We start from the raw sequence: 18,904 nt of genomic DNA on the forward strand, positions 1-18,904 counted from the left end.
GGCGTCGACTGCGGGCTCGCCTGCGAACACGTTCAGCGGCGGGAGACCGGACGGGTCGCGGTCTCCCTCCCCGCCCTCCCCGTGCGCCTCACCGGCAAGCTCCGCGACGCTCGGCTCGACGAGCGCCGGGGCGGCCTCCCGGTACGCCTCGACGACCGCGCGGAGCAGTCGTGGTCCGGGGTCGACAAGGATCGGGTCGGAGAGCGCGCCCAGCGGGAGCGTATCCGGGGTCGAGGGGAGCGCGGGTCCGGTCGCCATCGACCCGTCCTACGGGCGCGACGGATTAAGGGTGCGGGGCGCGACAAGCGCACGGGACGCGCACGGAACTGCGGGATCGTGACGTGCCGGCTCGCGCGCCTTTTTCACCCGGCGGCCGGAACGCGAACGCGTGCCACCGCTCGACCTGTCGATCGGGCTCGGAACGTCCGGGCTCGACGACCCCGAGACCTGTACCGACACCGTCGCCGCGGCGCTGGACGCCGGCTACCGTCACGTCGACACCGCGCAGATGTACGACAACGAGGCGGCGGTCGGCGAGGGGATCGCCGCGAGCGACGTCGATCGCGACGACGTGGTCGTCGCGACGAAGGTCCACCCCGAGAACCTCGCGCCCGACGACGTCCGCGAGACGGCGCGGGCGAGCCTGGATCGGCTCGGCCTCGACCGCGTCGACCTCCTGTACGTCCACTGGCCGATCCGAGCGTACGACGCGGAGACCACGCTGCCCGCGTTCGACGAACTCCGCGATGAGGGGGTGACCGACCACGTCGGCGTCTCGAACTTCACGCCCGATCTGCTGCGCGAGGCCCGCGAGATCCTCGACGCGCCGATCGCGGCCCACCAAGTCGAGTGTCACCCGCGGTTCCGGCAGCCGGAACTGCGCGCCCTCGCCGACGAGTTCGACCACCGGCTCGTGGGCTACTCCCCGCTCGGCCGCGGGGAGATCCTCGACGATCCGGCGATCCTCGAAATCGCCGAGCGAAACGACCTCTCGCCGGCGGTCGTCGCGCTCGCGTGGGCGCTCGATCGCGGTATCGTGCCGATCCCGAAGGGGCGAGGCGACCACCTGCGGGAGAACCTGCGCGCAGTCGACGTCGACCTGCCCGACGAGGACCTCGATGAGATCGATGCGCTCGATCCGGGGGAACGTCAGATCGACCCCGACGACGCGGCGTGGAACCGCTGACGGGGCGGCCGGCTGACACCGCGATCAGACCGCGTCGAGCCGCGCCCGCAGCTCGGCGTCCGCCCGATCGACCAAGGCATCGAGGGGCTCGTCGAGGTACGGTACCCACTGATCGATAAATCCCGAGCGTCCGAGCATTCTGACGACCTCGTAGACGGGGCGCCGCCGTTCGAACCCCTCGGGAAGCCCCCCGGCGCGCTCGCGGTATCCCTCGCGGAGGGCCGCGGCGAACCGTTCCGAGCCGGTCGAGTCGAACCCGTTGAGCAGCTGGTCCTCCGCGCGCACCAGGTCCCGAGCCGGGTCGCCGACGTGGGACAGCTCCCAGTCGATCGCCGCGACGCCCGGGCCGTCGGTAGCGTCCGCCCCGTCCCCTTCGGCCGTCACGAAGAGGTTCGGCTTCGTGATGTCGCCGTGGAGCAGCGCCGCCGGCGCGCCGTCGAGCAGGTCCCGGTTCGCGCGCACGCAGTCGACGACGGCGTCGTAGTGGTCGGCGAGCCGCTCCGAGGTGCCGATCTCGCGCGTCCGCTCGACCGTCGCGAGCAGCACGTCCGTCCACGGCGCGAACTCGATCGCGAGTCCGGTCTGCGCGTCGGGTCCCGCGGTCGCCGCTCCTTCCGCCGCGCTCCCGCGCTCCGTCCCCGCGCCGACGATCTCCCCGTGGCTCGCGAACCGGTCGGCGTGGAGCGCGGCGAGCGCGCCCCCGACGCGGCGGAGCAGTCGCTCGCGCTCGTCGTCGCTCGCGGCCTCGTAGGCCTCCAGCAGCCCGCGGCCGGGGGCCGGCGCCGTCGCGAGGTACGCCGGGTCCCCGTCCGGATCGGCCGCCAGCACCTCGGGGACCGGGAGGAGGCCGTGCGCTCCGACGTATCGGAGCACGGCGCGCTCCCGGGTGAGCCGGTGGCTCTCGTCGGCGAGCGCGATCTTGAGGAACGCCCGTCCGCCGTCGGCGAAGGCGACGCCGACCGTCTCGTTGGCGCCGTTCCACGAGGGGCCGACGCCGGTCAGCCGGTCGACCTCGCGGTCAGGAAACGCCGCGGCGAGCGCGCGGTCGATCGGTTCCGATCCGGGCCCGTCCATGCGTGCTCGTCCGAGTCGGCCGATGTTAAGATTGTTGTCAGGGCTGGTCTAAAGCGAGCAAGAACCACGGTAGCACGCTTCAGAACTCCGAAACGAGATAATTACCAACAACCTCATACGTGTTGGCGAATCAGACTAATCTAGTGAACGACGGGTCATCCGAGGGGCGTATCGCGTTCGAGGTCGACGGGACGACGCTCACCGTCCGAGACGTGATCGAGGGCGAGGAGCTGCGGCTCGGCGTCGACCGCGAGCCGGATCTCCGCCCGGCGCTGCCCGCGCTGTTCCCCTCTCCGGTGGACCGCGCGGTCAGCTTCGAAGCGGAATCGCTGGTGCTACTCGACTACGCGTCGATCGTCTTCCGGGACGTTAACGGTGACCATGTCGCCAGACACAACGATTCGATAGAGCTCGAACGCGGCTCGTACTGTATCGAAGTGAACGGGGTGACGAAGGTACTCATCCGCGTGACGGACGTTGAGGTCTCGGCGACCAGTGGCGGAGGTCCCGACCCGGTTACTATCTCGTTCGACCGCCCCCGGACCGTCTCGGTCGGTGCGCGCTCGTTCCACACGCGCCCCGAGGCGACGATCACCGTCCCCGACGACCCGGCAGCGCTGACCGAGGCCGTGTCGCTGCTCGGGTCGTCAGTCAAAGAATTCACCCCGGAGCGGTCGTGGCCGACGTTGCGCGGCTATCCGCCTCGGATCGAGCCCGGCGACTCCCTCGACGTCCCGAGCCCGCTGTCGGTACCCGACACGGGCGTCGAGGTCGTCGTCCGACCGACGTACGCCGACGTGTACCGCCTCTCGACGCTGTCGTACTACCTCGGGGCTCGAATGGTGACGGGCGACGCCCCGGCGATCCGACTGGACACGGGGTACGAGGAACGGCTCCCGACGGAGGGGGAAGCCCTCGGGGAACGGGTCACGGAACTGTTCCGAACGTGGTTCTTCCTCGACACGCTCGCGCGGACGGAGGGGTACGTCCCGTCGGACCGGTACGAGTACGACGCGGTCGGTCCCGATCTCCCGTTTTACCCTCCGAACCTCGCCGACCGATCCATGAGCGAGCGGCTGATGGAGTACCTAGAGGTCGATCCCGAGACGGTCGAACCTCATCTGCCGGCGTGGCCGACCGAGGCCGTCCTCCGGCCGGTTCCCGCGTCCGCGGAACTGCTGCCGCACCTCGCTCACGTCCTCGCGCCGGTCCGCGTCCGGGGCGACGCCGGTTCCTCCGCGTCGGACGCGCCAGTGGGGATTGCGACATCGCCTCAGGCGTCAGCGGATCTGTCCGCCTTTGGCCCTTCGAACACCTCATCGGGACCGGGAAAGACGGCTCCCTCTCGTTCGAGTCGGGTTCCGTCTCCGGACGCGGACCCGATTCCTGCGGGCGCATCCGTGATATCCCCCGACGCGTACGAGAACCGACTTCGGAGACAGATCCCAGAGCGCGGCACCCTCTCGGTCGTGTTCCTCTTCGAGGACGAGGAACGCGCCCGATCCCTTCGGGGGTCGATGGTCGAACCTGCGGAACTCGATGGTATCGGGTCGTTGGACGTGATCGGTTCGCCGTCTCGCGACGCGGTCGTCGAGACGCTGTCCGACCCCGAACTCGACATCGTACTCTGCGGGGCTTCGGTAACCGCCGGCGCCGTGGGACCCGACGGTTCCCTTCCTCTCGACGGGAGGACCGAGGCACCGAAACTGACCGTGTTCGAAGGCACGAGGGACACCGCCGCCGGCATCGACGCCGTCGAGCGCGGCGGGTCGAGCGCGATTCACCTCAGCGACGTCGTGTCCCCGGAGCGGCTCCGGACCATGATCGGCTTGATCGCGGCCGGATCCCCGCTCAGAGTGGCGACTCGACTGAGTCTCCGCGACGGACCTGTGACCGCTCGACACGTCGGTGACCCGGGGACCGCGATCGCCGTCGACCGCGGACTTACGACCCAGCTGTATTCCTGCCGATCACAGACGAACGACACCTATCGCGTGGGCTGTTGGTCGTTCCTCTCGACCGAAGTGTTGATCGGGAGCGAGTACCGGTTCACCGGGGTTTTCAGCGACCGGAAATCGATCCTGAACGGAACGGGCGTGAAGGCCGGGATCACTGACGCTTCGGGGATTCTCGATATCCACAGCGACAAGTCACCCGTCCTCGAGTTCTCGGACGAACTCGTCCTCTGGAGCGACGATCTCTCCGCGGATGAGATCGCAGCGATGGCCCGAAGCCGACGGTCAGACGTCAGCTCAACCGAAGCCGCGTGCGAAGCGGGTAGAGAGGAGTGAATGGCCGCACTCTCGGGACCTCGTTTCCGTCGACATCTTTTATTCTCCGGACGACGAACCGCCGCGTATGCCCCAGATACACCTCGACGAGGAGACGGTCGAGCGGCTGGACGCGCTCCGGGTCGACGACGAGGAGTACGACGAGATCGTCAGCGAGCTCATCAGCATCTACGAGGCGGAGGAGCTCACCCTGTTCCGCGGTAGCGACGTGGAGTAACGAGCCGGGGCGAGCGTCCGCCCGCCGGTCGGACGGCGACCGCCGGCTACTCTTGGTACGCGACGCGGACCTGTTCCCACTTGCCGACTTCTTCGAGGTGCGCCTGTAGCTCGTCGGCGTACTCCTGAACGAGCCGCTCGGCGGCCTCCAGCTCCTCGTCCGAGGGACCGCCGGATCCGCCCCCGCCGCCGAGCCCGAGTGCGCCCTTAATCGAGTCGACCACGCCCCCGCCGGACCCGCCGGAGTCGCCGCCGGGAGCGCCGCCCATCCCCGCCATCTGCGACCGGAGGTTCTCCAGTTCCGGCATGATCGCGGGGAGGTTCGACGTGTCCGCGACGACGCGGGCGGCGTCGGGGTCGTCGGCGTTCTCGATCTCCAGATCGGTGGCCGTCATGATCAGGCCCCACTCCTGGCTGGAGAAGCGCGACGCGGCGACGCGCTCGTTGAACTGGTTGTCGACGGTCATCCGCTCGCCGACGATGGCGTCGGTCCACTCGCTCATGCGACTCCGTTCGCCGGTCGCGGTGAAAAGTCCGTCCCCCTCGCGTCAGGGTGCGGACGCCGACGGGGCGCGCTCACGACCGCCGGAGATCGTCGAACGCGGCGCCCGCGAGTCCGGGTCCCAACGGCACGGCGACCGCGCCCTCTGCGACCGGAGAGGGATCGGGGGCGAGGTCCTCGTCGAGCAGCGTCCCGGTCGCGAGCCCGCAGGGCGACACCTCGGGGACCGCGGCCGCCACGTGGACGGCGGCCGTCCGCGCGACGACCGCGTCGATCGTGGTGGTGACCACCGGGTCGACGCCGGCCGACCGCGCCCGTAGCGCGGCCGCCAGCGCGCGGTCGGGGCCGCCGAGCGCCATCGGCTTGAGGACGACCGCGTCGGCGGCGTCCGCTTCGAGGACGGCGTCGACCCCGTGGACCGCGACCGACTCGTCGGCGGCGATCGGGACCCGCTCGCCGCCACCGTCGCGGCGAAGTTCCGCCAGCCCGCCGAGGTCGTCCGCCGGGAGCGGCTGCTCGACGTACGCGAGGTCGAACGCCGCCAGCGCGCCGAGCGCGTGACGCGCCGTCTCCCGGTCCCACGCTCCGTTCGCGTCGGCCCGGAGCGCGACCCGGTCGCCGACCGCGTCGCGGACCGCGCGGAGGCGCTCGACGTCGGCGTCGACGTCGCGGGCGCCGACCTTCAGCTTCAGGCAGTCGAACCCCTCCTCGACCGCACGCGTCGCCTCGGCGGCGGTCTCCGCCGGCCCGCCGTCCCCGACGGTCGCGTTGACCGGGACGGCGTCAGCGGGCGTCGCGGTCACGCCGGCCTCGACGGCGAGTTGCTCCGCGAGCGGCCGTCCCGCGTCGCGAGCTGCGGCGTCGGCGAGCGCGAGCGAGACGCCGTGTCGCGCGGCTGGCGTCGATTCCGCGTCCGGCACTCCCGGGACCGGTTCGGACATGTTCCCGGCTTCGAGGTCGCCGAGCGCCGCCGCACAGGCGTCGCGCGACTCCGTCCACCCCGGGAGCGGAGTCGCCTCGCCGAGGCCGACCGCGCCTGACTCGTCGCCGCCGCGTCTAGCCGTGATCACGAACCCTTCCCGGCGACGGATCTCGCCGCGTGCGGTTCCGAGCGGTCGGGTCAGGTCGAGCGCGAACGGGCGGTGGCGCACGACCGTGACCGAGGCCTCGCCGCGAGGGTCGTCGTCGGTCACACCGCCAACCCGACGGCGAACGCGACGGCGTACGCCGCGAGCAGTTTGCCGGTCGACTCTAACGCGGGGTTGAGCGCCTCGCCCGAGGTCTCGGTGAGCACCGTCCGCGCGACGGTCGCCGCGAGCGGGAGAGTGACGAGCGGGAGCAGCGTCGCGAGCCCGTCGCCGCGCGCGGCGAACCAGACGGGGACGAGGTACGCGACGGCGAGCAGCGCGAGGTACTCGGCGCGAGCGAACCGGTAGCCGAACCGGACGGCGAGGGTGCGCTTGCCCGTCGAGGCGTCCTCCTCGCGGTCGCGGAGGTTGTTGACGACGAGGATGTTCGTCGACAGCGCGGCGATCGGGAGGCTCGCGACCACCGCCGCGAGCGCGACGGTGCCCTCCGGGGGCCCCGCCGGGAACCACCCTGCGAGCAGCGCGGCGGCCTGAACGTAGTAGGTCCCCGTCACCGCGATCACGCCGAAGAAGACGAACACGAAGAGGTCGCCGAGCCCGTGGTAGCCGAGGGGGTACGGCCCGCCGGTGTAGGCGATCCCGGCCGCCACGGAGGCGAGCCCGATCACGAGGATGGGGACGCCGCCGACGGCGACGAGGTAGGTCCCCACGAGGATCGCTGCCGCGAAGGTGAGCCACATCGCCCGCTTCACCTCGGCGGGCTCGATGAGGCCGCTGGCGACGACGCGCGTGAACCCCTCGCGGTCGTCGGTGTCCGCCCCTTGGATCGCGTCGTAGTAGTCGTTCGCGAAGTTCGTGCCGACCTGGATCAGCGCCGCGCCGACGAGCGCCGCGAGCGCGGGCAGCGGGGCGAACACCCCGTCGGCGAGCGCGAGCCCGACGCCGACGATCACCGGCGCGGCCGCGGCAGGGAGCGTCTGCGGCCGAGCGGCGATAACCCACGCGCGCCGACGGGTCACCTCGGTACTCATTGCCGCCGATTGGCGCGTGGCGTCCCTTAAGCTTGCTATCGCGGATCCCTGCGGACCGGCCCGAACCGGTCGCGGCGAACGGTACCGAGTGGCGTACACCTATGCCTCGCGGGTGCGAGCCCTTCGCCATGGCCCGCGTTCCCTACGCAGAGGCGTCTGACGTGCCGGACGAGTACGGGGAGCTCTCGGGGTCGTCGCTTCAGGGGAACCGCTTCACGTGTGCCGGTCGCTCGGCAACAACCCCGCGGTGCTCGCCGGCCTCTGGTCGTTCCCCGAGTCACTGTGGACCGACAGCCGGCTCACCGAACGGGAGCGTGAACTGGTCATCTTGGCGGTATCGAGCGAGATCGGCAACCGGTACGAGTAGCACCAACGCGGTACCGTCGCCCGCGGGGTCGGGACCGACGACGAAGCGATCGTCGACATCGCCGCGGTCGCCGAGGGTACGACACGCTCGGCGGCGTCATCGACGCGTTCGACCCCGAACTGGAGTCGGGGAGCGAGTTCAACGGGTGGGACCCGCGCTAGCTCCGCGGCCGCGGGCCGCCCGGCACCGGGGCCACGGCACCGGACGGCTCGCGACCGATCGCCCGGTCTCGGCGACCGACAGGTTCGACAGGGACCGGCCCGTAACGCCTGTATGACCGACACGGAGGCCGCGTCGGCGAACGGCATCGAGGCGCGGTACGAGGAGACCGACGGCGAGCGACGGCTCACCTTCTCGCGGGACGGTCGGGAGGCGACCGTCGCGCAGAACGCCGACGGATACGCGATGTTGAAGGTCCGGACCGGCCCGGACGGCGACGAACTGGAGCGCTACTACGGGTTCGACATGGCGCTCGACCACGCGGCCGAGCTGCTCGGCGCCGCCGTCCCAGACCTCCCGGTGCCGGACGCCGCCGCCGATATGGGGATGTAGCCGGAACGCCGGCTCTCTCGGCACGCCGCCGCCGTCGTTCTCTGATCTCCCCCGAGCGGACAGCGCGAGCAACCGGCAGCATGATCCGGGACCCGGAACGCGAGACGAGCGGCTCCGTTCCCGATCGCCCATCTGTCGAAAGCGCCCGTCCGCCCGTCAGCATCCGTGTCGCGACCGTCGACGCCCGTGCCACCACGACGCACGACCCGGCAATGAATAACTCCAAAACATCATAGACGCGATTGAATATTCTCCATAGCCATATTAGCTTATGAGTGGCACCGGTATGCGGAGGTACGATGGAGCGAAGACAGTTCCTCCGCGGCACCGGCGCGGCGATCGGCGGTTCGCTGCTCGCCGGCTGCGCGGGCGGAGGCGGCGACTCGGGCACAGTGACGGTCGATTACGCGTACTACAACCCGGTCAGTCTCGTGTTGCGCGAGAAGGGGTGGCTCGAAGCGGCGTTCGCCGACACCGGAACCGACGTCGAGTGGGTGTTGAGCCTCGGGAGCAACCAAGCGAACGAGTACGCCCAGAGCGGCGAGGCCGACGTCTCCTCGACCGCCGGAATCGCGGCGCTGATGGCCCGCACGAACGGCGTGCCGATAACGACGCCGTACGTCTATTCGGAGCCGGAGTGGACGGCGCTCGTCACGTTCGAGGAGACCGGGATCGAATCGGTCGAAGACCTCGAAGGGAGCCGCGTCGCCGCCACCCGCGGGACGGACCCGTACTTCTTCCTGCTTCAGGCGCTCGACGACGCCGGGCTGAGCGAGGAGGACGTCGAGGTCGTCAACCTCCAGCACCCCGAGGGACAGTCCGCTCTCGTCCGGGGAGAGGTCGACGCGTGGGCCGGACTCGACCCGCACATGGCCGAGTTGGAGCTCGAACACGACGGCGCGGAGCTGTTCTTCCGCGAGCCGCGGTACAACACGTACGGGTTCCTGAACTTCCTCGACGGGTTCCTCGCCGACCGGCCCGAGGACGCGCGTCGCGTGATCGAGGCCTACGAGCGGGGCCGCGAGTGGGCGATCGGGAACCCGACGGCGACCGCCGGGATCCTCGCCGACGCCTCCGAGATGTCCGAGCCGGTCGCGGAGCGCGTGTTCACCCAGCGGAACGACCTCTCGGAGCCGATCCCGGGCGAGCCCCACCGCGAACTGCTCGCGGACCTCTCGCCGATTCTCGAACGCGAGGGGCTCGTGACCGACGACGCCGACCCCGCCGGCAACGTCGACGACCTGATCGACTCCGAGTTCGCGAGCGAGGTCGTCTGAGATGGCCGCCGACACCCGCCGGGAGTCCGGGGTGTCCCGCGACTCCGACTCCGGCCGTGGGTCGACGGCCGGCGAGTCGGCCGGCGGCGCCGAGTCTCGCAGCCTCGGCCCGGTTCCCCTCCCCGCCGCCAGCCGGTTCCGGCCCCTGCTCGGGCTGCTCGTCCCCGCCGCGCTCGTCGTCGTCTGGCACCTCGTCGTCGCGACCGGGATCATCGCGGCGTACCAGCTGCCGACCCCGCTGCGCGTGGCGGAGACGCTCTACGGGATGGCCGCCACCGGCGAGCTGTGGGGCCACGTCGCGATCACGGTCCAGCGCGTCGTTCTCGGTGCCGGCCTCGGCATCGTCGTCGGAACCGTCTTCGGGACCGCCACCGGGCTCTCGCGGACCGCGAGCGACCTCCTCGACCCGCTCCTCCAGAGCCTGAAGAACATCCCGTCGCTGGCGTGGGTGCCGCTGTTCCTCCTCTGGTTCGGCATCGGCGAAAGCGCGAAGGTGCTGCTCATCGCTGTCGGCGCGTTCTTCCCGGTGTACCTCAACCTCTCGACCGGCATCGCCGCGGTCGACGAGGAGCTGTTGGAGGTCGCCGAGGTGTACGACCTCGGGCGCGTCGAGTCGCTGCGCCGGGTCGTGTTCCCGGCCGCGCTCCCGGACCTGCTCGTTGGGATCCGCGGCGGCGTCGGACTGGCGTGGATGTTCGTCGTCGCCGCCGAGCTGATCGCGGCGAGTCAGGGCATCGGATTCCTGCTGAGCGACGGGCGGACCCTCGCGCGGCCCGACATCATCGTGGGGTCGATCCTGCTGTTCGCGTTCCTCGGCAACTGCTCGGACGTCGCGGTCAGAGAGGTGAGAGACCGTGTCGTCGGACGCTGACCCCGTCCTCGCGGTGGACGACCTCCGGAAGCGGTACGGGGACACGGTCGCGCTCGACGGCGTCGACCTCGCGGTCGCGGACGGCGAGTTCGTCGCGGTCGTCGGCCCCTCCGGGTGCGGGAAGTCGACGCTGCTCCGCGTGCTCTCCGGACTCGAAGCCGAGTTCGCCGGGCGCGTCGCCGTCGACGGCGCGGACGTCAGGGAGGGGGGCAGCGACGCCGTCGGGATGGTGTTCCAGGAACCGCGGCTGCTCGACTGGGCGGACGTCCGGGAGAACGTCGCCGTCGGACTCCCGGCCGACGTCGACCCGGACACCCCGGCGGCTCGCGAGCGCGTCGACGACCTGATCGAGACGGTCGGGCTCGACGGGTTCGCCGGGAGCCGCTCGGACGAGCTCTCCGGCGGGATGGCTCAGCGCGTGTCGCTCGCGAGGGGGCTCGCCTACGACCCCGCCGTGCTGCTGCTCGACGAGCCGTTCTCCGCGCTCGACCGGCTGACGAAGGCGGACCAGCAGGACCACCTGCTCGACGTCTGGGACGCGCGCGGGACGACCGTCGTCCTCGTCACGCACGACGTGGAGGAGGCCGTCTACCTCGCGGACCGCGTCGTCGTGCTCGGCGGGCAGCCCGGGAGGGTGGCGTCGGTCGTCGATGTCGAAATCGACCGGCCCCGCGAGCGGGCGGACCCCGACCTCGTCGCGCTCCGGCGCGAGGTGACCGACGCGCTCGGTCGGTAGCGGCGCGTCCGCCGGTCGACCCGGATATCGGTGCGGACCGACCGCCGATCACGGTGGAGATAGCGCCGTGAGACTCGCTGACTCGTCTCGCGCGTGAACCGCCGGCCGCCCGCAGTACGAACGAAACGAACGTCGAGACCACTTATTAACTGACTTCCGAATCGGAATACGTGCCGGATCCCCGGTGTGTGTATTACCTCCTTAAGGTGTATTGACACCGCCGCAGTCATGCGATCTACTGCTCTTCGCCTCTTCGGCTCCGAACTGCCGGTCCGCACCGATTTTGCGATTGTCCAAACGATTAAGTACTCGACCGTCTTGTCGTGAATCGATGACAGACATCACGGAGGCTTCGTCGGACACCCCGGCGGATCGAGTTCTTCCAGGGCACGATAGCTTCTAACGTCGATATCGGTCCTGTCAGGATCTTCGACACGACCCTGCGAGACGGAGAACAGTCACCACGGACATCGTTCAGCTACGATGAGAAACGCCGCATAGCGGCGACGCTGGACGACATGGACACCCACGTCATCGAGGCGGGGTTCCCGGTCAACTCGGACGCGGAGTTCGAGGCCGTCAGCGACATCGCCGCCGCGACGGACACCACCGTCTGCGGACTGGCCCGGGTCGTCGACGGCGACATCGACGCCGCCATCGACTCCGGCGTCGAGATGGTCCACGTGTTCGTCTCCACCAGCGACGTCCAGCTGGAGGACTCGATGCACGCGACCCGCGAGGAGGCGAAGGGGCGCGCGGTCGACGCGGTCGAGAAGGTGAAAGACGCCGGCGTCGAGTGTATGTTCTCGCCGATGGACGCCACTCGAACGGACCCGGACTACCTGATCGACATCGTCGAGGCCGTCTCCGACGCCGGCACCGACTGGATCAACATCCCCGACACCTGCGGCGTCGGGATGCCGACCAGCTTCGGCGAGACGGTGAACGCCGTCGTCGAGGCCACCGACGCCCGCGTCGATGTCCACACCCACGACGACTTCGGGATGGCCGCGGCCAACGCCGTCGCGGGCTTCGAGAACGGCGCGGAGCAGGCGCAGGTGTCGGTCAACGGCATCGGCGAGCGCGCCGGCAACGCGGCCTACGAGGAGGTCGTCATGGCCGTCGAGTCGGTGTATGGCGTCGACACCGGCATCGACACGACCCAGATTACCAAGCTGGCCCGGATCGTCGAGGAGGCCTCGGACATCCCGGTGCCCGCGAACAAGCCGATCACCGGCCGGAACGCGTTCGCCCACGAGTCCGGCATCCACGCCGCGGGCGTCATCGAGAACGCCGACACGTTCGAGACCGGCGTGATGACTCCGGAGATGGTGGGCGCCGAGCGCGAGTTCGTGCTGGGCAAACACACCGGCACCCACAGCGTGCGCAAGCACTTGGTGGAGGCCGGCTTCGACCCGACCGACTCCGAGGTCCGGACGATCACGAAGCGGGTCAAGGAGTACGGCGCCGGCAAGCGGCAGGTGACCGCGGGCGACGTCGAGCGGTTCGCCGAGGAGGCGAACGTCACGCGCGAGGAGGAGGTCCGGGTCTGATGACCCACTCCCCGACCGGAGCGCCCCCCGAGCGACCGCGAGGGCGGTCGCGGGAGCAGTCCCGACCGCGTTCCGTTCCGGACGCCCGACAGGAATTTATACCCCGGCCGCGTTGCTTCGGGCGAGATGCGACGGCACACCGCGCTCGCGGAACGCGCTACCGCGTCCGGAGCCGTCGCGCCGATCATTGTAGGGGTATAAGCCCCTACATTACCCCTTCCTCACCGACGCGACGCGCCGCCGAACGTCGACGGCCGAGCCGTTCTCGACGCGCGAAGCCGCGCCCCCGAGGGACGCGGCGCGGGCCCGCCCGTCGCGCGTTCGCAGCGACCCACACGACGACCCACCAGATGCCACACCAACCACGACAATGAGCGACACAGCAGCACAGCCGCGATCCGACGCGGACGAGTCGGACGACGGCTCGACGGCGGCCGCGACCGAGGAGCCGACCGAACCGGACGAACACCAGACGGCGGGGCCCGTCTCGACGGGCGCCGAGTCGGTCGTCGCCGCCCTCGAGGCCGCGGGCGCGAAGACCGCCTTCGGCGTTCAGGGCGGCGCGATCATGCCTGTCTACGACGCCCTGTACGACTCCTCCGTCCGGCACGTGACGATGGCCCACGAGCAGGGCGCCGCGCACGCCGCCGACGCGTACGGCGTCGTCGCGGGCGAACCCGGGCTCTGTATGGCCACGTCCGGCCCCGGCGCGACGAACCTCGTCACCGGCATCGCCGACGCCGACATGGACTCCGATGCGATGTTGGCGCTGACCGGGCAGGTGCCCACGGAGTTCGTCGGCAACGACGCGTTCCAGGAGACCGACACGGTCGGCGTCACGCGCCCGATCACGAAGCACAACTACTTCGCGAGCGGGGCCGACACCGTCGGCGACACTGTCGGCGAGGCGTTCGAGCTGTCGCGCGCGGGGCGCCCCGGGCCGACGCTCGTCGACCTCCCGAAGGACGTCACGCAGGACGAGACCGACCGGACGCCCGGTCCGGCGACGCCGCCCGCGGGGACCGACCCCGACCCGAACGCCGATGCGGAGTCGGTCGAGGAGGCAGCGCGCGCCATCGAGGCCGCCGAGCGCCCCGTCTGTCTGTTCGGCGGCGGCGTCATCAAGGCGGACGCGAGCGACGAGGCGCGGACGTTCGCCCGGAGCTACGGGATCCCGGTGACGACGACGATGCCGGGGATCGGCTCGTTCCCCGAGGACGACGACCTCTGCCTCTCGTGGGCGGGGATGCACGGAACCGGCTACGCGAACCTGGCGATCACCCACACCGACTGCCTGATCGCGGTCGGCACTCGGTTCGACGACCGGCTCACGGGCGGGATCGACACGTTCGCGCCCGAGGCCGAGGTGATCCACGTCGACATCGACCCCGCGGAGATCTCGAAGAACGTCCACGCCGACTACCCGCTGATCGGCGACGCCGGGCGCGTCCTCGACCAGCTGACCGCCGCGGTCCGCGACGCGCCCGACGCCGAGGCGTGGCGCGACCGGTGCGACGAGTGGCGGGAGACGTACCCGCTCACGTACGCGACGCCCGAGGACGAGCCGCTGAAGCCCCAGTTCGTCGTCGAGGCGTTCGACGAGGCGACCGACGATGACACGATCGTCACGACCGGCGTCGGCCAGCATCAGATGTGGGCCTCGCAGTTCTGGACGTACACGGAGCCGCGGACGTGGGTCTCCTCCCACGGGCTGGGGACCATGGGGTACGGCGTACCCGCCGCGGTCGGCGCGCGGGTCGCGGCCGACACGATGGGCGAGGAGGACCGCGACGTGGTGTGTTTCGACGGCGACGGCTCCTTCCTGATGACGATGCAGGAGCTGTCGGTCGCGGTCCGCGAGGAGCTCGACATCACGATCGCCGTGCTCAACAACGAGTACATCGGGATGGTTCGCCAGTGGCAGGACGCGTTCTACGAGGGCCGACACATGGCCTCCGACTACACGTGGATGCCCGAGTTCGACAAGCTCGCGGAGGCGTTCGGCGCGCTCGGTCTCCGCGTCGACGACTACGACGAGGTCGCGCCCGCGGTCGAGGAAGCCCTCGACTATGACGGGCCGGCCGTGGTCGACTTCCACGTCGACCCCGCGGAGAACGTCCTGCCGATGGTGCCGAGCGGCGGTGCGAACGGGAAGTTCGCGGCCGCGGAGGACCAGCTATGAGCGACGACACCGCGGCGTCCGACGGGGAGCCGCACACCGGGCACGATGAGGCGTCCGCGGCGGCCGACGGCGGGTCGCCCGTCGCGCCCGGCGCCGACTCCCGGCCGCTCCCGGGCGAACAGCCCGGTCCGAACGAGCGCGACCACCCGGAGGGGCGCCGGAACCTCGAGGGGATCCGGATCGACCCCGTCGTCGAGGCCGAACACGAGTCGCACCGCGCCGTCATCTCGGCACTCGTCGAGGACGAGCCCGGCGTGCTGGCGCGCGTCTCCGGCCTCGTCTCCCGCCGCCAGTTCAACATCGAGAGCCTCACCGTGGGGCCGACGACCGTCGACGGTCACTCGCGGATCACCATGGTCGTCGAGGAGACGGACCCCGGAATCGACCAGATCGAAAAGCAGATGTCGAAGCTGAAGCCGGTCATCTCGGTCGGCGAGGTCGCCGGCGACGCGGTCACCTCGGAGCTCGTCCTGCTGAAGGTCGAGGCCGACGACCCCGCGGCGGTCCACGCGGTCGCCGAGATGTACGACGGCCGGACGGTCGACGCCGGCCCCGAGACGATCACCGTCGAACTCACCGGCGACAAGGCGAGCATCGACAACGCGATCGGCGCGTTCGACCGGTTCGGTATCGTCGAGATCGCGCGGACGGGGCCGACAGCCCTCGCTCGGGGTAACACCCCCACGGCGCCCGGCGAGAAGCCCGGCACGGCCGCCGAACCGACCACGCACGACGACTGACACGCGACCACACAGGAACTCACAACGATACACATGACCGAAGACGACACGCAGACGTTCGACTCGACAGTATACTACGACGAAGACGCCGACGAGGAGGCGATCGCGCACAAGACGGTGGCCGTCCTCGGCTACGGCTCGCAGGGCCACGCGCACGCGCAGAACCTCGCCGACAGCGGGGTCGACGTGATCGTCGGCCTCCGCGAGAGCAGCTCCTCCCGGGCCGCCGCCGAAGGCGACGGGCTCCGCGTGGAGGCCCCCGCGGACGCCGTCGCCGCGGCCGACGTGGTGAGCGTCCTCGTCCCCGACACGGTTCAGCCGGACGTGTACGAGAACGCGATCGAACCGAACCTGGACGCGGGCGACACGCTCCAGTTCGCGCACGGGTTCAACATCCACTACAACCAGATCCAACCGCCCGAGGACGTCGACGTGACGATGGTCGCGCCGAAGTCGCCGGGCCACCTCGTGCGCCGCAACTACGAGAATGACCAGGGGACGCCCGGCCTGCTGGCGGTGTACCAGGACGCCACCGGCGACGCCCACGACGAGGGGCTCGCGTACGCGGCCGCGATCGGCTGTACCCGCGCCGGCGTCGTCGAGACATCGTTCCGCGAGGAGACGGAGACCGACCTGTTCGGCGAGCAGGCGGTGCTCTGCGGCGGCGTCACCTCGCTGGTGAAACAGGGGTACGAGACGCTCGTCGACGCCGGGTACTCCCCCGAGATGGCGTACTTCGAGTGCCTCAACGAACTCAAACTCATCGTCGACCTGATGTACGAGGACGGGCTCGGCGGGATGTGGGACTCCGTCTCCGACACCGCCGAGTACGGCGGCCTCACGCAGGGTGACGTGGTCGTCGACGAACACGCCCGCGAGAACATGGAAGAGGTCTTGGAGAAGGTCCAGAACGGCCAGTTCGCCCGCGAGTGGATCGCGGAGAACCAGGCGGGCCGCCCCTCCTACACCCAGCTCCGCGAGGCGGAGAAGACCCACGAGATCGAGGCCGTCGGCGAGGAGCTGCGCGGCCTGTTCGCGTGGGAGGAGTCGGCCGAGGGCGACGAGGAGGAGAGCGCCGAGGTGACCGCCTGATGGGCGTAGCGGTGAGCGGTCGGTCTTCCGACTGCGCGGCGGTCCGGGGTGACGCCCGATGAGCGAGGGAACGCTGTACGACAAGGTGTGGGAGCGCCACAAGGTGACGGAGCTGCCGAACGGGCAGGACCAGCTGTTCGTCGGGCTCCACCTCGTCCACGAGGTGACGAGCCCGCAGGCGTTCGGGATGCTGCGCGAGCGCGACCTCGACGTGGCGTACCCGGAGCGGACGTTCGCGACCACCGACCACATCGCGCCGACGGAGGCGGACAAGCGCGAGCGCCCGCTGGCCGACGACCAGGCCGAGGAGATGCTCTCGGCGCTCGAACGCAACACGAGCGAGAGCGGGATCACCTTCTTCGGATTCGACTCCGGGAAGCAGGGGATCACGCACGTCGTCGCCCCCGAACTCGGCCTCTCGCAGCCGGGGATGACGGTCGCGTGCGGCGACAGCCACACGGCGACCCACGGCGCGTTCGGCTCCATCGGCGTCGGCATCGGGACCAGCCAGATCCGCGACGTGCTCGCGACCGGCTGTATCGCCGCGGACAAGCAGAAGGTCCGCCGGATCGAAGTCGAGGGCGAGCTCGGCGAGGGCGTCTACGCCAAGGACGTGATCATGAAAGTGATCAAGGACCTCGGCGTCGACGGCGGCGTCGGCCACGTATACGAGTACGGCGGCCCCGCAATCGAGGCGCTCGACATGGAGGGACGGCTCGCCGTCTGTAACATGTCCATCGAGGGCGGCGCCCGCGCGGGGTACATCAACCCCGACGAGACCACCTACGAGTACCTGCGGGGCCGCGAGTACGTCCCCGAGGGCGAGGCGTTCGAGGAGCGGAAGCGGTACTGGGAATCGATCGCCTCCGACGACGACGCCGAGTACGACGACGTGGTCACGGTCGACGCCGACGGACTCGACCCGCTGGTCACGTGGGGGATCAACCCCGGGCAGGTGGTCGGGATCGACGAGGCGGTGCCGCACCCGGACGACTTCGAGGAGCGGACCGACCGGGAGGCCGCCGAGAAGGCGATCGACCACATGGAGGTCGAGCCCGGGCAGTCGATGCTCGGGTACGACGTCGACGTGGCGTTCCTCGGCACCTGTACGAACGGCCGCCTTTCGGACTTCAAGGAAGCGGCGCGGATCCTAGAGGACCACAGCGTCGACGAGGACGTGCGCGCGCTCGCCGTGCCCGGCTCGGAGACGGTCCGCGCCCAGTGCGAGGAGCGCGGCATCGACCAGACGTTCATCGAGGCCGGCTTCCAGTGGCGGCGCGCCGGCTGCTCGATGTGCCTCGCGATGAACGACGACCAGCTCGGCGCCGGCGAGGTGTGTGCGTCATCGTCGAACCGCAACTTCGTCGGCCGGCAGGGCTCGAAGGAGGGGCGGACGGTGCTGATGAGCCCCGCGATGGTCGCGGCCGCGGCCGTCGAGGGCGAGGTCGTCGACGCGCGCGACTACCTGGACGACGGACCGACCGGTGGCGCGGGCGGCGTCGAGGAGGTGGCCGACTGATGGCCCCCGACGCCAACGCGGGCGACGACCAACACATCACCGAGGTCTCGGGCACGGGCGTCCCGATCCCCGGCGACGATGTCGACACCGACCAGATCCTGCCGGCGCAGTTCATGAAGGAGGTCACGTTCGACAACATGGCGGACTACCTCTTCTACGACGCCCGGCGCGACGAGGACGGGGAGTTCAACGACCACCCGCTCAACCGCTTCGAGGGCGCGTCGATCGCGGTCGTTAACTCCAACTTCGGCTGCGGCTCCTCCCGGGAGCACGCGCCGCAGGCGATGATGCGGTGGGGCGTCGACGGCGTCGTCGGCGAGTCCTACGCCGAGATCTTCCGCGACAACTGTAAGTCGCTCGGCATCCCCGCGGTCACCGCCGACCACGAGACCGTGGTCGAGCTCCAGGAGTGGATCGAGGCGAACCCCGACGGCGACATCGAGGTCGACGTGGAAGGGGAGACTGTCACTTATGGCGACACCGTCATCGACGTCGAGGTCGACGACGCGATGCGCGAGGCCTTGGTCGAAGGGATCTGGGACACGACCGCGCTGATGTACTCGAACCGGAGCAAGGTCGACGAGACTGTCGCCGACCTGCCGTACGTCGAGGGGGACGACTGAGCCG

Annotated in this window: 18 protein-coding genes and 1 pseudogene; 14 read left to right on the top strand and 5 right to left on the bottom strand. The window is 70.3% G+C overall.

Going from position 1 to position 18,904, the window contains the following annotated elements; genetic code table 11:
• Positions 1-258: pseudogene (locus EXE51_RS00005) on the bottom strand (hypothetical protein); the annotation flags it as partial.
• A 130-nt stretch (positions 259-388) separates the two neighbouring features.
• On the opposite strand from EXE51_RS00005, the gene EXE51_RS00010 reads away from it, so the two are divergent.
• The gene (locus EXE51_RS00010; RefSeq protein ID WP_137691820.1) at positions 389-1,186 is read left to right on the top strand and encodes an aldo/keto reductase; all 798 of its coding nucleotides are present in this window, start codon (positions 389-391) and stop codon (positions 1,184-1,186) included.
• A gap of 24 nt (positions 1,187-1,210) precedes the next feature.
• On the opposite strand, the gene EXE51_RS00015 is transcribed toward EXE51_RS00010, so the two are convergent.
• Positions 1,211-2,260: a phosphotransferase family protein gene (locus EXE51_RS00015; RefSeq protein ID WP_137691821.1), complete on the bottom strand. Its 1,050-nt coding sequence runs from the start codon at positions 2,258-2,260 to the stop codon at positions 1,211-1,213.
• Between the two features lie 143 nt (positions 2,261-2,403).
• On the opposite strand from EXE51_RS00015, the gene EXE51_RS00020 reads away from it, so the two are divergent.
• Both EXE51_RS00020 and EXE51_RS17620 read left to right on the top strand, forming a co-directional pair.
• A complete protein-coding gene (locus EXE51_RS00020) occupies positions 2,404-4,551 on the top strand; it encodes a hypothetical protein (RefSeq protein WP_137691822.1) in 2,148 nt (715 codons plus the stop codon).
• Between the two features lie 67 nt (positions 4,552-4,618).
• Positions 4,619-4,768 carry a hypothetical protein gene (locus EXE51_RS17620; RefSeq protein WP_017342927.1) on the top strand — a complete coding sequence of 50 codons (150 nt, stop codon included), beginning with the start codon at positions 4,619-4,621 and terminating at the stop codon, positions 4,766-4,768.
• 46 nt (positions 4,769-4,814) lie between these two features.
• On the opposite strand, the gene EXE51_RS00025 is transcribed toward EXE51_RS17620, so the two are convergent.
• The 3 genes from EXE51_RS00025 to EXE51_RS00035 all read right to left on the bottom strand — a co-directional run bounded on the left by EXE51_RS00025 (position 4,815) and on the right by EXE51_RS00035 (position 7,388).
• A complete protein-coding gene (locus EXE51_RS00025; RefSeq protein ID WP_089307777.1) occupies positions 4,815-5,270 on the bottom strand; it encodes a DUF5799 family protein in 456 nt (151 codons plus the stop codon).
• 73 nt (positions 5,271-5,343) lie between these two features.
• Positions 5,344-6,462 (bottom strand): o-succinylbenzoate synthase, encoded by a 1,119-nt coding sequence (locus tag EXE51_RS00030; protein ID WP_089307776.1) that lies wholly within the window; start codon positions 6,460-6,462, stop codon positions 5,344-5,346.
• Positions 6,459-7,388, bottom strand: a complete 930-nt coding sequence (locus tag EXE51_RS00035) for a 1,4-dihydroxy-2-naphthoate polyprenyltransferase (RefSeq protein WP_086215680.1) — start codon at positions 7,386-7,388, stop codon at positions 6,459-6,461. Before EXE51_RS00035 ends, EXE51_RS00030 begins: the two co-directional genes overlap by 4 nt.
• A gap of 217 nt (positions 7,389-7,605) precedes the next feature.
• Here EXE51_RS00035 and EXE51_RS17865 point away from each other — a divergent pair, with 217 nt between their 5' ends.
• The 11 genes from EXE51_RS17865 (at position 7,606) to leuD (ending at position 18,900) form a co-directional block, all read left to right on the top strand.
• Positions 7,606-7,755, top strand: a complete 150-nt coding sequence (locus EXE51_RS17865) for a carboxymuconolactone decarboxylase family protein (protein ID WP_233125168.1) — start codon at positions 7,606-7,608, stop codon at positions 7,753-7,755.
• Positions 7,756-8,028: 273 nt separating this feature from the next.
• Complete coding sequence (locus EXE51_RS00045) at positions 8,029-8,307, top strand: hypothetical protein (RefSeq protein ID WP_086215681.1); 279 nt, start codon at positions 8,029-8,031, stop codon at positions 8,305-8,307.
• Positions 8,308-8,606: 299 nt separating this feature from the next.
• Positions 8,607-9,584 carry an aliphatic sulfonate ABC transporter substrate-binding protein gene (locus EXE51_RS00050; RefSeq protein ID WP_049929884.1) on the top strand — a complete coding sequence of 326 codons (978 nt, stop codon included), beginning with the start codon at positions 8,607-8,609 and terminating at the stop codon, positions 9,582-9,584.
• Between the two features lies 1 nt (position 9,585).
• A complete protein-coding gene (locus tag EXE51_RS00055) occupies positions 9,586-10,455 on the top strand; it encodes an ABC transporter permease (protein ID WP_086215682.1) in 870 nt (289 codons plus the stop codon).
• Positions 10,439-11,191 (top strand): ABC transporter ATP-binding protein, encoded by a 753-nt coding sequence (locus tag EXE51_RS00060; RefSeq protein WP_137691823.1) that lies wholly within the window; start codon positions 10,439-10,441, stop codon positions 11,189-11,191. Before EXE51_RS00055 ends, EXE51_RS00060 begins: the two co-directional genes overlap by 17 nt.
• A gap of 392 nt (positions 11,192-11,583) precedes the next feature.
• On the top strand, positions 11,584-12,744 hold the full coding sequence (locus EXE51_RS00065; protein WP_179235213.1) for a LeuA family protein: 1,161 nt from the start codon (positions 11,584-11,586) through the stop codon (positions 12,742-12,744).
• Positions 12,745-13,114: 370 nt separating this feature from the next.
• A complete protein-coding gene (gene ilvB, locus EXE51_RS00070) occupies positions 13,115-14,926 on the top strand; it encodes a biosynthetic-type acetolactate synthase large subunit (RefSeq protein ID WP_086215685.1) in 1,812 nt (603 codons plus the stop codon).
• Positions 14,923-15,666 carry an acetolactate synthase small subunit gene (gene ilvN / locus EXE51_RS00075; protein ID WP_094494945.1) on the top strand — a complete coding sequence of 248 codons (744 nt, stop codon included), beginning with the start codon at positions 14,923-14,925 and terminating at the stop codon, positions 15,664-15,666. Before ilvB ends, ilvN begins: the two co-directional genes overlap by 4 nt.
• A gap of 33 nt (positions 15,667-15,699) precedes the next feature.
• A complete protein-coding gene (gene ilvC, locus EXE51_RS00080) occupies positions 15,700-16,758 on the top strand; it encodes a ketol-acid reductoisomerase (protein WP_049929877.1) in 1,059 nt (352 codons plus the stop codon).
• Positions 16,759-16,816: 58 nt separating this feature from the next.
• Positions 16,817-18,277 carry a 3-isopropylmalate dehydratase large subunit gene (gene leuC / locus EXE51_RS00085; RefSeq protein WP_049929875.1) on the top strand — a complete coding sequence of 487 codons (1,461 nt, stop codon included), beginning with the start codon at positions 16,817-16,819 and terminating at the stop codon, positions 18,275-18,277.
• Positions 18,277-18,900 (top strand): 3-isopropylmalate dehydratase small subunit, encoded by a 624-nt coding sequence (gene leuD / locus EXE51_RS00090; RefSeq protein WP_049929874.1) that lies wholly within the window; start codon positions 18,277-18,279, stop codon positions 18,898-18,900. Before leuC ends, leuD begins: the two co-directional genes overlap by 1 nt.
• Positions 18,901-18,904 lie beyond the last annotated feature (4 nt).

The organism is Halorubrum sp. CGM5_25_10-8B, from assembly GCF_005435095.1.
GTDB lineage: Archaea > Halobacteriota > Halobacteria > Halobacteriales > Haloferacaceae > Halorubrum > Halorubrum ezzemoulense.